This is a genomic window from Bordetella petrii, from assembly GCF_020991325.1.
GTDB classification, from domain to species: Bacteria; Pseudomonadota; Gammaproteobacteria; order Burkholderiales; family Burkholderiaceae_B; genus Bordetella_A; species Bordetella_A petrii_E.
This window is the reverse complement of the sequence record NZ_JAJMLX010000128.1, coordinates 1-12,463: the sequence shown is the minus strand read 5'-3', so window position 1 is coordinate 12,463 and position 12,463 is coordinate 1. Positions and strand designations below refer to the sequence as shown.

At 65.8% G+C, this 12,463-nt stretch carries 15 protein-coding genes; 6 read left to right on the top strand and 9 right to left on the bottom strand.

What is annotated here, in order from left to right:
* From LPZ50_RS14035 to lipA, 5 genes are all read left to right on the top strand, one after another.
* Window positions 1-1,116: D-alanyl-D-alanine carboxypeptidase family protein (locus LPZ50_RS14035; RefSeq protein ID WP_230662092.1), on the top strand; the 1,116-nt coding region annotated here is incomplete at its 5' end.
* Between the two features lie 47 nt (window positions 1,117-1,163).
* Window positions 1,164-2,030, top strand: a complete 867-nt coding sequence (locus LPZ50_RS14030) for a D-amino acid aminotransferase (protein ID WP_230662091.1) — start codon at window positions 1,164-1,166, stop codon at window positions 2,028-2,030.
* Window positions 2,031-2,051: 21 nt separating this feature from the next.
* The gene (locus LPZ50_RS14025) at window positions 2,052-2,327 is read left to right on the top strand and encodes a YbeD family protein (RefSeq protein WP_230662090.1); all 276 of its coding nucleotides are present in this window, start codon (window positions 2,052-2,054) and stop codon (window positions 2,325-2,327) included.
* Window positions 2,328-2,348: 21 nt separating this feature from the next.
* Window positions 2,349-2,990: a lipoyl(octanoyl) transferase LipB gene (gene lipB / locus LPZ50_RS14020; protein ID WP_230662089.1), complete on the top strand. Its 642-nt coding sequence runs from the start codon at window positions 2,349-2,351 to the stop codon at window positions 2,988-2,990.
* Between the two features lie 65 nt (window positions 2,991-3,055).
* On the top strand, window positions 3,056-4,054 hold the full coding sequence (lipA, locus tag LPZ50_RS14015; protein WP_230662088.1) for a lipoyl synthase: 999 nt from the start codon (window positions 3,056-3,058) through the stop codon (window positions 4,052-4,054).
* A gap of 124 nt (window positions 4,055-4,178) precedes the next feature.
* Here lipA and rfbC read toward each other — a convergent pair whose 3' ends face one another.
* Genes rfbC through LPZ50_RS13995 form a run of 4 tightly spaced genes read right to left on the bottom strand, consistent with a single transcriptional unit; the run spans window position 4,179 to window position 7,273 of the window.
* A complete protein-coding gene (rfbC, locus tag LPZ50_RS14010) occupies window positions 4,179-4,724 on the bottom strand; it encodes a dTDP-4-dehydrorhamnose 3,5-epimerase (RefSeq protein WP_230662087.1) in 546 nt (181 codons plus the stop codon).
* Window positions 4,721-5,629, bottom strand: coding sequence for a dTDP-4-dehydrorhamnose reductase (gene rfbD, locus LPZ50_RS14005; RefSeq protein ID WP_230662086.1), 909 nt, complete (start codon window positions 5,627-5,629; stop codon window positions 4,721-4,723). The genes rfbC and rfbD overlap by 4 nt, the downstream gene beginning before the upstream one ends.
* A complete protein-coding gene (gene rfbB / locus LPZ50_RS14000) occupies window positions 5,626-6,687 on the bottom strand; it encodes a dTDP-glucose 4,6-dehydratase (protein WP_230662085.1) in 1,062 nt (353 codons plus the stop codon). Before rfbB ends, rfbD begins: the two co-directional genes overlap by 4 nt.
* A gap of 25 nt (window positions 6,688-6,712) precedes the next feature.
* Window positions 6,713-7,273, bottom strand: coding sequence for a cob(I)yrinic acid a,c-diamide adenosyltransferase (locus LPZ50_RS13995; protein ID WP_230662084.1), 561 nt, complete (start codon window positions 7,271-7,273; stop codon window positions 6,713-6,715).
* A gap of 138 nt (window positions 7,274-7,411) precedes the next feature.
* Between LPZ50_RS13995 and LPZ50_RS13990 the strand changes: the two genes are divergently transcribed.
* Window positions 7,412-7,735 carry a copper-binding protein gene (locus tag LPZ50_RS13990; RefSeq protein ID WP_230662083.1) on the top strand — a complete coding sequence of 108 codons (324 nt, stop codon included), beginning with the start codon at window positions 7,412-7,414 and terminating at the stop codon, window positions 7,733-7,735.
* Between the two features lie 15 nt (window positions 7,736-7,750).
* On the opposite strand, the gene hslU is transcribed toward LPZ50_RS13990, so the two are convergent.
* The 5 genes from hslU to LPZ50_RS13965 form a co-directional block, all read right to left on the bottom strand.
* Window positions 7,751-9,085: an ATP-dependent protease ATPase subunit HslU gene (gene hslU / locus LPZ50_RS13985; protein ID WP_230662082.1), complete on the bottom strand. Its 1,335-nt coding sequence runs from the start codon at window positions 9,083-9,085 to the stop codon at window positions 7,751-7,753.
* 36 nt (window positions 9,086-9,121) lie between these two features.
* Window positions 9,122-9,661 carry an ATP-dependent protease subunit HslV gene (gene hslV / locus LPZ50_RS13980; RefSeq protein ID WP_230662081.1) on the bottom strand — a complete coding sequence of 180 codons (540 nt, stop codon included), beginning with the start codon at window positions 9,659-9,661 and terminating at the stop codon, window positions 9,122-9,124.
* Between the two features lie 162 nt (window positions 9,662-9,823).
* Entirely contained in the window at window positions 9,824-10,288 is a 465-nt protein-coding gene (gene dksA / locus LPZ50_RS13975) for an RNA polymerase-binding protein DksA (RefSeq protein ID WP_230662080.1), read from the bottom strand.
* Between the two features lie 56 nt (window positions 10,289-10,344).
* Entirely contained in the window at window positions 10,345-11,445 is a 1,101-nt protein-coding gene (locus tag LPZ50_RS13970) for a CobW family GTP-binding protein (RefSeq protein ID WP_230662079.1), read from the bottom strand.
* A 243-nt stretch (window positions 11,446-11,688) separates the two neighbouring features.
* Window positions 11,689-12,192 carry a Fur family transcriptional regulator gene (locus LPZ50_RS13965; RefSeq protein ID WP_230662078.1) on the bottom strand — a complete coding sequence of 168 codons (504 nt, stop codon included), beginning with the start codon at window positions 12,190-12,192 and terminating at the stop codon, window positions 11,689-11,691.
* Between the last annotated feature and the right edge of the window lie 271 nt (window positions 12,193-12,463).

Sequence of the window (12,463 nt, the reverse complement as noted above, 5' to 3'; positions counted from 1 at the left end):
GCCGCCTCGGCTCCCGCCGCGGCCGCGGCGACGCCGGTGGCGGAATTGTCGGCCGTACCGGCGCCCACCATCGCGGCGCGCGCCTGGATTTCCATCGACGTCAGCAGCGGCCAGGTGCTGGCATCGTCGAACCCCGACATGCAGATCGAGCCTGCCTCGCTCACCAAGATCATGACGGCCTACGTGGTGTTCAACGCGCTGAAAGAAAAGCGCATCACCCTGGACCAGCAGGTGACGGTTTCCGAGCACGCCTGGCGTACCGGCGGTTCGCGCATGTTCATCGAGCCGCGCAAGCCGGTAACCGTGGACGAGCTCATCCAGGGCATGATCGTGCAGTCGGGCAACGATGCGTCGGTGGCGCTGGCCGAGGCCGTGGGCGGCAGCGAATCGGCTTTTGCCGCGCTGATGAACCAGGAAGCCGAACGCCTGGGCCTGGCCAAGACGCACTTCATGAATTCCACCGGGCTGCCCGATCCGCAGCACGTCACCACGGTGGGCGACCTGGCCATTCTGTCCACGGCCCTGATCAACGATCACCCCGACTATTACCACTACTACAAGCAGAAAGAGTTCACGTACAACAAGATCACGCAGCCGAATCGCAATCGCCTGCTGTGGGCCGACCCGTCGGTGGACGGCATGAAAACCGGCCACACCGACGCGGCCGGCTACTGCCTGGTGTCCACGGCGCTGCGCGGCGACCGCCGCGTGCTGTCGGTGCTGGCCGGCGCCGACAGCGAGGCCACCCGCGCCGAAGAAAGCTTGAAGCTGCTGAACTGGAGCTTCCAGAATTTCGACACGGTGAAGCTGTACGACCAGAACCAGCCCGGCCTGGAAGCGCGGGTGTGGGAAGGCAAGGTCGAAACGGTGAAGCTGGGCCCGCCCAAGCCGATCTGGTTGACCGTGCCGCGCGGCAAGTCGGGCGAGATCAAGCCGGTGGCGCAGCGCACCGACCCCCTCGTGGCGCCGCTGTCCAAGGGACAACAGGTGGGCACGCTGCAGCTTACGCTGCAAGACAAGGTGCTGCGCACCGAGCCGCTGGTGGTGCAAGACGACGTCGAACGCGCCGGCTTCTTCGGCCGCATCATCGACATGGTCAAGCGCAAGTTCCAATAAACGCAAACCGCAATCCGGGCGGCGCGGCCGCCCCCAAGGAGCCACACATGATTCCGGGCATGCCGGGCGACAGCCAGGTGTATCTCAACGGCGAATTCACGCGGGCCGACGAGGCCAAGATCTCGGTGCTGGACCGGGGGTTCATTTTCGGCGATGGCATCTACGAAGTGGTGCCGGTGTACGACGGCAAGCCGTTTCGCATGGCCGAACACCTGGATCGCCTGGACCGCAGCCTGAAGGCGCTGAGCATTGCCCAGCCCATGGCGCGCGCCGAATGGGTCGAGCTCATCGGCCAACTGGCCAGCCGTTCGGCCACGCCCACGTGCATTGTCTACCTGCAGGTGACGCGCGGCGTGTACAAGCGCGACCACGCCTTCCCCACGCAAAGCGTTCCGCCCACGGTGTTCGGCATGGCCACGGTGTTCAACCCGCCGCCGGCGTCGCAGCGCGAGCAGGGCATCAGCCTGATCAGTATCCCCGATGAACGCTGGCTGCACTGCGAAATCAAGTCGGTGTCGCTGTTGGGCAATGTGCTGGCGCGGCAGCGGGCCGTGGAGGCGGGCGCCGACGAGGTCGCGCAGTTCCGCGATGGCTTCCTGACCGAAGGGTCGTCCAGCAACATTTGGGTGGTGTCCGGGGGCAAGCTGCTGGCTCCGCCCAAGAACAACCTGATTCTGGAAGGCATACGCTACGGCCTGATGGGCGAACTGGCCGCCGAGGCCGGCATTCCCTTCGAAGCGCGCCGCCTCACGCAGGAAGAGGTGGCCGCCGCCGACGAACTGCTGGTGACCTCGGCCACCAAAGAGGTGCTGCCGGCCACCAGGCTGGACGGCAAGCCGGTGGGTACGGGCAAGCCCGGCCCGGTTTATGCCCGGCTGCGTGCGGGGTATGATGCCCGTATCGCCGCCCTGTAGGCGTTTCGCGGTAGATTTCCCATGTATCCCATCCCGCCCGAAGAATCCCTGATCGAATACCCCTCTGACTTTCCCATCAAGGTCATGGGCAAGCAGCACCCCGAGTTCGCGCAAACCCTGACCGACGTGGTGCTGCAGTTCGACCCTGGTTTCGATCCGGCCACGGTCGAGATGCGGCCCAGCAAGGGCGGCAACTACATCGGCCTGACCTTCACCGTGCGCGCCACCTCGCGCGAGCAGCTCGACAATCTGTATCGCGCGCTGCACGGGCACCCCATGGTGTCCATCGTCCTGTAGGGCGGCCAGCGAGGCGCGTGCATGATCAAGTGGCTGACCCGGCCGGCCGACTACCTTCCGGTATGGCAAGACATGCGGGCCTTCACGGCCGGCCGCGGCGCGGCCACGCCCGACGAGGTCTGGCTGTGCGAACACGCCCCGGTGTACACGCTGGGCCAGGCGGGCAAGCCGGAACATGTGCTGAACCCTGGCGCCATCCCCGTGGTCATGTGCGACCGCGGCGGGCAGGTTACCTATCACGGCCCGGGCCAGGTGGTGGCCTATACCCTGTTCGACCTGCGCCGCGCCGGCCTGTTCGTGCGCGACTACGTGCGCCTGCTGGAAGGCGCCGCCATCGGTACGCTGGATGATTTCGGCGTGGCCGGCGCCTGCCGCAAGCCCGGCGCGCCAGGCGTGTACGTGCCGCGGGGCGCGAATGGCGAACTGGCCAAGATCGCCGCGCTGGGAATCAAGATCCGCAACGGCTACGCATACCATGGCGTGGCGCTGAACGTGGACATGGACCTGGCGCCTTTCCTGGGCATCAACCCCTGTGGCTATGCCGGCCTGTCTACTGTAGACATGGCTGCATGCGGCGCGCGGCACAATCTGGCCGCGGTGGGCGAACGCCTGGCGGCGCGTTTGTTGGCCGCCATTCCCGGGCCGGCGGGCGCAACGCGCTAAAATGGCCTTTTTTCTCGGACTGGCGTGGCTTTTCGCAAGCGCGCCGGTCATGACGAAGGTGACGAATGTCCACGCTCGAGCCCACGCAATCCTCGAACGACGCGCAAGCCGCCACGCCGGCCCCCTACGACGCCACGCAGAAGCAGAAGTCGCAGGCCAAGACCGCGCGCATCCCCATCAAGATCGTGCCGGCCGAGCGCCTGAAAAAACCCGAATGGATCCGCGTGCGGGCCGCGGCGCCGGGTTCGCGCTTCTACGACATCAAGCGCATCCTGCGCGAACACAATCTGCATACCGTCTGTGAAGAGGCCTCGTGCCCCAACATCGGCGAATGCTTCGGCAAGGGTACGGCCACCTTCATGATCATGGGCGACAAGTGCACGCGCCGTTGCCCCTTCTGCGATGTGGGCCATGGCCGGCCCGACCCTCTCGACGCCAGCGAGCCCGAAAACCTGGCGCGCACCATTGCCGCCATGAAGCTGTCATACGTGGTCATTACCTCGGTCGACCGCGACGACCTGCGCGATGGCGGCGCCGCGCATTTCGTGGACTGCATTTCGCGCATCCGCAGCCTGTCGCCCAATACGCGCATCGAGATCCTGGTGCCCGATTTCCGCGGCCGCCTGGAACGCGCGCTGGCCATCCTGAACGCCGGGCCGCCCGATGTCATGAACCACAACCTGGAAACCGTGCCGCGCCTGTACAAGCAGGCGCGCCCCGGTTCCGACTACGCGCATTCGCTGAAGCTGCTGGCCGAGTTCAAGCAACTGCATCCCGAAGTGCCCACCAAGTCGGGCCTGATGCTGGGGTTGGGCGAAACCGATGAAGAAATCCTGCAAGTCATGCGCGACATGCGCGAGCATGGCGTGGATATGCTGACCATCGGCCAGTACCTGCAGCCTTCGGAACACCACCTGCCGGTGCTGCGCTACGCGCACCCGGATACTTTCGCCATGCTGGAACGCGAAGCCTATGCCATGGGCTTTACCCATGCGGCGGTGGGGGCCATGGTGCGCTCGTCGTACCATGCCGACGAACAGGCGCATGCGGCGGGCGTGAACTGAAATCGGCGGGTGTCTGGCTCCGAAGGTGCCAGACACCGTTGTGTGCCACGACGGCCTCAGTCGGCGGTGTCTGGCACCCTGGCCGGAGCCAGACACCCGTGCATACCCGGCTGCGCAGCGTGCTTCAGTCGTACACCTCTGCGTCTTTCAACGCCACGCCTTGCCGGTCTTTGTCCGAGATGATCACGCTGTCGGATGCCGGCCAGGCGATGCTTACATCCGGATCGTCCCAGCGCAGGCAGCGTTCGTGGGCGGGCGCGTAGTAGTCGGTGGTCTTGTACAGGGTTTCGGCCACGTCCGACAGCACCATGAAGCCGTGCGCGAACCCTTCGGGTATCCACAGCTGGCGCTTGTTGTCGGCCGACAGCAACGCGCCGGCCCAACGGCCGAAGGTGGGTGATGACCGGCGCAGGTCCACGGCCACGTCGAAGACTTCCCCCCGTACCACGCGCAGCAGCTTGGCCTGCGGCTGCCGGATCTGGTAATGCAGCCCGCGCAGCACATGGCGCAGCGACTGCGACTGGTTGTCCTGCACGAAGTGGGGGTCGCGGCCCAATACCCCGGCAAAGCGCGCGGCGTTGTAGCTTTCGAAGAAATGGCCGCGCGCATCGCTGAATACCTGCGGCTCTATCAGCAGCACATCCGGAATGGCTAATGGGATGACGTTCATGAGTCGCTCGGCAAAGAGGGTGCGCGCAGGGCCAGCAGCGCAATGGTGCGGTCCAGGTGCACGGTCCAGTCGGGCAGTTCCAGTCCCAGCGCGCCGGATAACAAGCGCGTATCCAGTTGGGAATTGCGCGGCCGGGGGGCAGGCAGGGGATAGTCTTGCGTGGCCACGGGCAGGATGCGTTCCGGCTGCAGCCTCAGCCGCACGCCCTGCTGGCGCGCGCGCTCGACGGCGTGGCGCGCCAGCCCATGCCAACTGGTGCGGCCCGCCGCGCTCAGGTGATACAGGCCTTCCGCCAGGCGTTGCTGGCGATACGCGGCCAGCGCCAGCGCCGTGACGTCGGCCACCAGGGCGGCCGATGTGGGCGCGCCGGACTGGTCGGCCACCACGCGCAGTTCATCGCGCTGGGTCGCCAGCCGCAGTACCGTTTTCACAAAGTTCTGTCCATGCGCGGCGTAGATCCAGCTGGTGCGCAGGACCAGGGCGCGGCAGCCGCTGGCCAGTATGGCCTGTTCGCCCGCAAGCTTGGATTGGCCATATACATTTAGCGGTGCGGGCGTGTCGCGTTCAGTGTACGGCGTGGGCTTGGCGCCGTCGAAGACATAATCGGTGGAATAGTGCAGCAGCAGCGCGCCGCTGTGGCGCGCCTGCTCCGCCAGCACGGCAACCGCGTCGGCATTGATGCGGAATGCGGGGGCGGGATCCTGCTGCGCGGCATCCACCGCGGTATGGGCGGCCGCGTTCACGATCAGGTCGGGCGCCTGCTCGCGCAGCAGGGCCCGCAGGGCATCCAGGTCGGCCAGGTCCAGGCGCGCACGGGTGGGGGCATCCACCCGGCCCAGCGGCAGCAGGGTACGCTGCAGGGCATTGCCGATCTGGCCCGTGGCGCCCAGAAGCAGGATTTTCATGGCGTGTAATGGGTTTGCAGCCAATGGCGGTAGGCGCCCCCCGCCACGCTGGCAACCCATTCCGGGTGGTCAAGATACCAGCGTACAGTGGCGCGCAGGCCGGCGTCGAAGCCATGTTCGGGCTGCCAGCCCAACTGGTCGCGGATCTTGCCTGCATCGACCGCGTAGCGCCGGTCGTGGCCGGGGCGGTCGCGCACCAGCGTGATCAGGCCCGCATGCTGGCGCCCGTCGGCACGCGGCCGCCAGGCATCCAGCAGCGCGCACACGGCCTGCGCCACCTGCAGGTTGCTGCGTTCCTGGCTGGCGCCGATGTGATACACCTGGCCCGGCTCGCCTGCTTCCAGCGCCCGGCGCAGGCCGGCGCAATGGTCGTCCACATACAGCCAGTCGCGCACGTGCGAGCCGTCGCCGTACAGGGGCAGGGGCTTGCCCGCCAGGGCCTGGTGCACCAGCAGCGGAATCAGTTTTTCCGGAAACTGGCGTGGCCCGTAGTTGTTGGGGCAGTGCGTGGTCAGTACCGGCAGGCCATAGGTATGCCGGTAGGCGCGCACTAGATGGTCGCCCGCCGCCTTGCTGGCCGAATAGGGGTTGTTGGGGCGGTAGGGGTCGCCCTCGGCAAACGCGCGAGCCTGCGCATCCAGCGAGCCATAGACTTCGTCGGTGGATATCTGCAGGTAACGGAAGGCCGCGCGCGCCGGTTCGCCCAGGCCCAGCCAGTAGCCGCGCACGGCTTCCAGTAACTGGAACGTGCCCGTGACATTGGTCTGTATGAAAGCGTCGGGGCCGCGTATGGCGCGGTCTACATGTGATTCGGCCGCGAAGTTCAGCACGGCGCGCGGCTGGTGCGTTTGCAGCAGTTGCGACACCAGGGCGGTGTCGGCGATATCGCCCTGCACCAGGCGATGGCGCGCATCGCCCCGCAGGCTGTCCAGGCTGCCGGCGTGGCCGGCGTAGGTCAGCTTGTCCAGGTTGATGACCGGCTCATCGGACTGGGCCAGCCAGCCCAGCACGAAATTCGATCCGATGAAGCCGGCGCCGCCGGTGACGAGAATGCTCATGGAAATGCGTGCCTGGCGTCGGATCCTAGGGTTTTACGCGCGAATGCGGGCTGGTCCAGAATACATCGCCTGCGCCCTGGGCGGCATTCAGGTGCCGGGCCAGCACGAACATCAGGTCCGACAAACGGTTCAGGTACTGGCGCACGGTGGCGTTCAGCGTTTCGCGGCGGCCCAGTGCCACCACCGCGCGTTCGGCCCGGCGCGCCACGGTGCGCGCCTGGTGGGCCAGCGCGGCGGTCCGGCAGCCGCCGGGCAGGATGAATTCGCGCAAGGGCGGCAACGCGCCGTTGTAGTGCGCCAGCCTTTCGTCCAGCCATGCCAGCTGCGCGGCCTGCACGGTCGTGTGGCCCGGAATGCACAATTCGGCGCCCACATCGAACAGGTCGTTCTGGATCGTGCCCAGATCGGCCTGTACGTCCTCGGGTAGTGTTTCAGTGCGCAACAGGCCTATCACACTGTTCAATTCGTCTACGTCGCCCAGGGCGGCGATGCGCGGCGAGTCTTTGTCGGCTCGGCTGCCGTCGCCCAGGCCGGTGGTGCCATCGTCGCCGGTGCGGGTGGCCACGGCGGAAAGTCGGTTGCCCATGGGGGATCTCGGGTCTGGTTACGTGGGGAAACAGGCGCTTAGTGTAGTGCCCGCGGCGGCGGACGCGGACGCGTTATCCTGTAGGCGTAGGCGGACACCCGGCGGCAGCGGGTGTTTGCAGTGATCAGGAGTCATGCCATGAAGAATGCATATAAGGCGGTTGCCCTGGCCCTGGCTGTAGCGGGGCTGGCCGCCTGGGCCGCGCTGCCCGCGCGGGCCCAGGCCGTGAAGCAGGAAGCGGCCGCCACGGCGTCGGCCAGCGGCGAGGTGCGCCGCGTGGACTCGGCCGGCGGCAAAGTCACCATCAAGCACGGTGAAATCTCGGCCTTGGACCTGCCCGCCATGACGCTGGTGTACCAGGCCGACCCGGCGCTGCTGGCCAATATCAAGCCGGGCGACAACGTGCGTTTCACGGCCACCCGCAAGGATGGCCGCTACGTGGTCACGGAAATCAGCAAGTAGCGTGGTGCGCGGCCGCTACAGCACGTAGCGCGCCAGATCCTGGTTGGCCGCTGCTTCGGACAACTGTGCATCCACGTACGCGGCGTCGATCTTGACGGTGTGGCCGTTGCTGGCGGTGGCGTCGAACGACAATTCTTCCAGCAACTTTTCCATGACGGTGTACAGACGGCGGGCGCCGATGTTTTCGGTGCGTTCGTTCACCGAGAACGCCAGTTCGGCCAGGCGCTCGATGCCGTCTTGCGTGAAATCCAGCTGCACGTCTTCGGTGGCCAGCAGCGCCGAGTACTGCTTGGTCAGCGAGGCATCGGTGTCGGACAGGATGCTGACGAAGTCTTTGGCCGACAGCGATTCGAGTTCGACGCGGATGGGAAAACGGCCTTGCAGCTCGGGAATCAGGTCGGATGGCCGCGCCAGGTGGAACGCGCCCGAGGCAATGAACAGGATGTGGTCGGTGCGCACCATGCCGTAGCGCGTGTTGACGGTAGTGCCTTCCACCAGGGGCAGCAGGTCGCGCTGCACGCCCTGGCGCGATACGTCGGCGCCGCTGGCTTCCTGGCGGGCGGCGATCTTGTCGATTTCGTCCAGGAATACGATGCCATTCTGCTCGACGTTGGCAATGGCGGCGGTGCGCAGGTCGTCTTCGTTGACGCGCTTGGCGGCTTCTTCGTCGACGATCAGCTTGAAGGCTTCTTTCACCTTCATTTTCTTGGGCTTTTTCTTGTCGCGCGCCAGGCCGGCGAACATGCCGCGCAACTGCTCGGCCATTTCTTCCATGCCGGGCGGGGTCATGACGTCCATTTGCGGCATGGCCTGGGCCACTTCGATCTCGACTTCCAGGTCGTCGATCTGGCCTTCGCGCAGGCGCTTGCGGAAGGTCTGGCGGGTGCTGCTTTCTTCCCCGCGTTCGGGCTGGCCCGAGGCGTTGCGCGCCGGGGGCACCAGGGCGTCCAGGATGCGGTCTTCGGCGGCGTCTTCGGCCTGCGTGCGCACGCGGCGCATTTCGAGTTCGCGCGTCTGCTTGATGGAATATTCGGTCAGGTCGCGGATGATGGTGTCGACGTCGCGACCCACGTAGCCCACTTCGGTGAACTTGGTGGCTTCCACCTTGATGAAGGGCGCGTTGGCCAGCTTGGCCAGGCGGCGCGCGATTTCGGTCTTGCCCACGCCGGTGGGGCCGATCATCAAGATGTTCTTGGGGTGGATTTCATGGCGCAGTGGCTCGTCGACCTGCTGGCGGCGCCAGCGGTTGCGCAGCGCCACGGCCACGGCGCGCTTGGCGCGGTTCTGGCCGATGATGTATTTGTCGAGTTCGGAGACGATTTCCCCGGGGGTCATGGTGGATGCGGACATAAAACGGGATCCTTGGGGCGGGCCGGCGGCGGCCGCTTATTCGCCCAGCGTTTCGATGACGTGGTTCTGGTTGGTGTAGATGCAGATATCGCCGGCGATTTCCAGCGACTGCTTGACGATGTCTTGCGGCGACAGCTCGGTATTTCGCAGCAGCGCCAGCGCGGCCGACTGGGCGTAGGCGCCGCCCGAGCCGATGGCGGCCAGGCCGTGTTCGGGTTCGAGTACGTCGCCGTTGCCGGTAAGCACCAGGGTGTGCTCGGCGTCGGCCACGATCAGCATGGCTTCCAGGCGGCGCAGCACGCGGTCGGTGCGCCAGTCGCGGGTCAGTTCGACGGCGGCGCGCATCAGGTGGCCCTGGTGCTTTTCCAGCTTGGCCTCGAAGCGTTCCTGCAGGGTGAAGGCATCGGCCGTGGCGCCGGCAAAGCCGGCCAGGATCTTGTCGTGGTACAGCCGGCGGATTTTGCGGGCGGTGCCCTTGATGACGACATTGCCCAGGGTGACCTGGCCGTCGCCGCCCAGCGCGACGCGGTTGCCGCGCCGCACGCAGACGATGGTGGTGGCGTGAAATTGTTCCATGCGTTCCTTCCTGTGAAGGGTCTAGCTGGGGGCAAGGTGCCGGAATTCAAGCGCCGCGCATGGCGCGCGAACCCCATTATCGTCCGGGCGCCGCCCACGAGAAAAGGGCCGCGGCGGAAATCCGGCGCGGCCCTCAAGACGAGGAGGAAAATCAGGGACGGCTTAGTCGCCGTAGAGCTTTTGGCGCATTTCCCGGCGTTCCTGGGCTTCCAGCGACAGGGTGGCGGTGGGGCGGGCCAGCAGGCGGGGAACGCCGATGGGTTCGCCGGTTTCCTCGCACCAGCCGTATTCGCCGCTGTCGATGCGGGCAATGGACTGTTGCACTTTTTTCAGCAGCTTGCGCTCGCGGTCGCGAGTGCGCAGCTCGAGCGCATGCTCTTCCTCGATGGTGGCGCGGTCGGCGGGATCGGGCACGAATTGCGTTTCACGCAGGTGCTCGGTGGTTTCGCCGGCGTTGGCCAGGATGTCTTGCTCGAGTTGCTTGAGCCGTTCTTTGAAGAACGCCAGTTGGCGGTCGTTCATGTAGTCCGATTCGGGCATGGCCAGCAATTCTTCTTCGCTGGGCAGATCAATCGCCGTATCGCTCGTCGACTTACTTGATTTTTTGGTTGCTGCCTTGGTAGCCATGAAAACACTCCACTATGAATCGATCCTGGCGCGGCGCGCGCGTCGGGATTGCGGCGTTAGCCCGCCAGGCACTGCTCCAAGCCCCGGGTGAAAATTTCCTGGGGCAGTTTGCGTCCGATAAAGACCATCTTGGTGGATGGCTTTTCGGCAGAAGTCCACGGCTTGCCGGGTTCGGCACCCATCATCATGTGCACACCCTGGAACAACATGCGGCGGTTGATGCCTTTCATGTACAGGATGCCTTTGTAGCGCATCAGGTCGGGACCATAGACCTGCACCACGCCGCCCAGGAATTCCTCGAGCCGCGCGGGATCGAAGGGCTTGTTGGAACGGAACACGAAGGCGCCGATTTCGTCGTCGTGGTGATGATGGTGATGAGGCTGGTGATGGCAATGCGCCCCGCATTCGCCTTCGTGGTCATGATCGTGGCCGTGATCATGGTCGTGGTGGGCGTGGCTGTGCGCCGCGTCGGGGTGTTCGTCGGCCAGGAAGTCCGGGTCGATGTCGAGAATGGAATTCAGGTTGAAGCCGCTGATGTCGATGATGGACTTCAGGTCGACTTCGCCGAAGTTGACCGGCGTGATGGGCGCGCGCGGATTCATGCGGACCAGGCGCGCGCGCAGCGCTTCGTAGTCGGTTTCGTTGACGAGGTCTTTCTTGGACACCAGGATGCGGTCGGCGAAGCCGACCTGCTTCTGGGCTTCGGGCTGAGCGTCCAGGGTGGCCATGCCGTGCTTGGCGTCAACTACCGTTACCACCGCGTCCAGGCGGTAGTATTCGGCGATTTCGTCGTCCATGAAGAAGGTTTGGCACACCGGGCCGGGGTTGGCCATGCCGGTGGTTTCAAGGATGACGCGTTCGAAGGTGAGCTCGCCCGCCTGGCGCTTGGCGCGCAGGTCGGCCAGGGTACGCATCAGGTCGCCGCGCACGGTGCAGCAGACGCAGCCATTGCTGAGCTCGATGATTTCTTCCTGGCTGTCTTGCACCAGCAGATCGTTGTCGATGCTTTCGGGCCCGAACTCGTTTTCGATGACGGCTACGCGGCGGCCATGGAATTCGGTGAGGATGCGCTTGAGCAGGGTGGTCTTGCCCGCACCGAGAAAGCCGGTGAGGATGGTGACGGGAACCATTTTGTCCAAACTGCGCTGGGTATTCATGGCAAGGCGGCTAGCTGAAGGCCGAAGGCGCGCGCGGCGCGGCTAGGGCGTGGACTACAGGCGGCCACTGTTGCGGCCGGACGCAGGATTACAGCACAGTCGGGGCGGGGGGGCAAACCCCGGACGAACCCTGGCAGGCGTTTCCGGAAAAGCCCGGAAAACGTCGCGGTAATCCGATAGATCAAGTTATATGGGGATGGTTCGCCGCAAATCAAGGGCCCGGCATGCCCCACGCCGGTGCAATCAGTGCGCGTGGCCGTGGTGGCGATGTCCGGCGTCGGCTGGCTGCTTCTGCTGGCATTGCGGGCACAGCGCACGGATCTCGGTTTCGTGGGTGGCCAGGGCGAAGCCGGTGCGGGCCACGCGTTCGGCCAGTTGCCGGCTCATGGCGGGGTCGCTGACTTCGGCCACGGCGCCGCAGCCAGTGCACACCACCAGCAGGTCGTGCGGCGCCCCCGCCGCGTCGTGGCAGGCCGTCCAGGCGTTGACCGCGTCCAGGCGGTGGATCAGGCCTTCGTCCATCAGGAAGTCCAGGGCGCGGTACACGGTGGGCGGCGCGGCACCCGGATGCACCGCGCGCATGGACTCGAGCAGTTCGTAGGCCTTCAGGCTGCGGCCATGCTGCAGCAGCAATTCGAGCACCTTGCGCCGGATGGGCGTCAGCCGGCGGCCGCGTTGCGCGCAGAGCGATTCGGCGATGCGCAGTTGCTCGCCTATGGGGTCGGTACGGGTGGCGCGGGTGGACATTGGATGGGAATGGCCGGCATTGCAATTCCGCGAAGGTAGCAGAAAACCTGCCCGCCCGGGTTGCCCGAAGCGCTGCGGGCTATTATTGGTATGATATAACATATCTGTTCCGTATGACTACTTCGCATGGCCCGCATGTCTCATCTTGTTTCCACCCGCATGTTCCGTATTTCCGCCAGCGCGTCCCGGGCCTCGGCATGGTCGCGCCTGGCAGCGGCCCTGGCCGCCGCGGCGGCGCTGTGGGGCCTGACGGCCTGGGCTCTGGGCTGGT

Coding starts and splice junctions, on each gene's coding strand:
- rfbB (WP_230662085.1), bottom strand. CDS start 6,687: ATGAGCATTCTCGTCACCGGCGGCGCCGGCTTCATCGGATCGAATTTC.
- LPZ50_RS14025 (WP_230662090.1), top strand. CDS start 2,052: ATGTATCCCATCCCGCCCGAAGAATCCCTGATCGAATACCCCTCTGAC.
- hslU (WP_230662082.1), bottom strand. CDS start 9,085: ATGTCCGCATCCACCATGACCCCCGGGGAAATCGTCTCCGAACTCGAC.
- lipB (WP_230662089.1), top strand. CDS start 2,349: ATGATCAAGTGGCTGACCCGGCCGGCCGACTACCTTCCGGTATGGCAA.
- LPZ50_RS13970 (WP_230662079.1), bottom strand. CDS start 11,445: ATGAATACCCAGCGCAGTTTGGACAAAATGGTTCCCGTCACCATCCTC.
- lipA (WP_230662088.1), top strand. CDS start 3,056: ATGTCCACGCTCGAGCCCACGCAATCCTCGAACGACGCGCAAGCCGCC.
- LPZ50_RS13995 (WP_230662084.1), bottom strand. CDS start 7,273: ATGGGCAACCGACTTTCCGCCGTGGCCACCCGCACCGGCGACGATGGC.
- hslV (WP_230662081.1), bottom strand. CDS start 9,661: ATGGAACAATTTCACGCCACCACCATCGTCTGCGTGCGGCGCGGCAAC.
- LPZ50_RS13965 (WP_230662078.1), bottom strand. CDS start 12,192: ATGTCCACCCGCGCCACCCGTACCGACCCCATAGGCGAGCAACTGCGC.
- dksA (WP_230662080.1), bottom strand. CDS start 10,288: ATGGCTACCAAGGCAGCAACCAAAAAATCAAGTAAGTCGACGAGCGAT.
- LPZ50_RS13990 (WP_230662083.1), top strand. CDS start 7,412: ATGAAGAATGCATATAAGGCGGTTGCCCTGGCCCTGGCTGTAGCGGGG.
- LPZ50_RS14030 (WP_230662091.1), top strand. CDS start 1,164: ATGATTCCGGGCATGCCGGGCGACAGCCAGGTGTATCTCAACGGCGAA.
- rfbC (WP_230662087.1), bottom strand. CDS start 4,724: ATGAACGTCATCCCATTAGCCATTCCGGATGTGCTGCTGATAGAGCCG.
- rfbD (WP_230662086.1), bottom strand. CDS start 5,629: ATGAAAATCCTGCTTCTGGGCGCCACGGGCCAGATCGGCAATGCCCTG.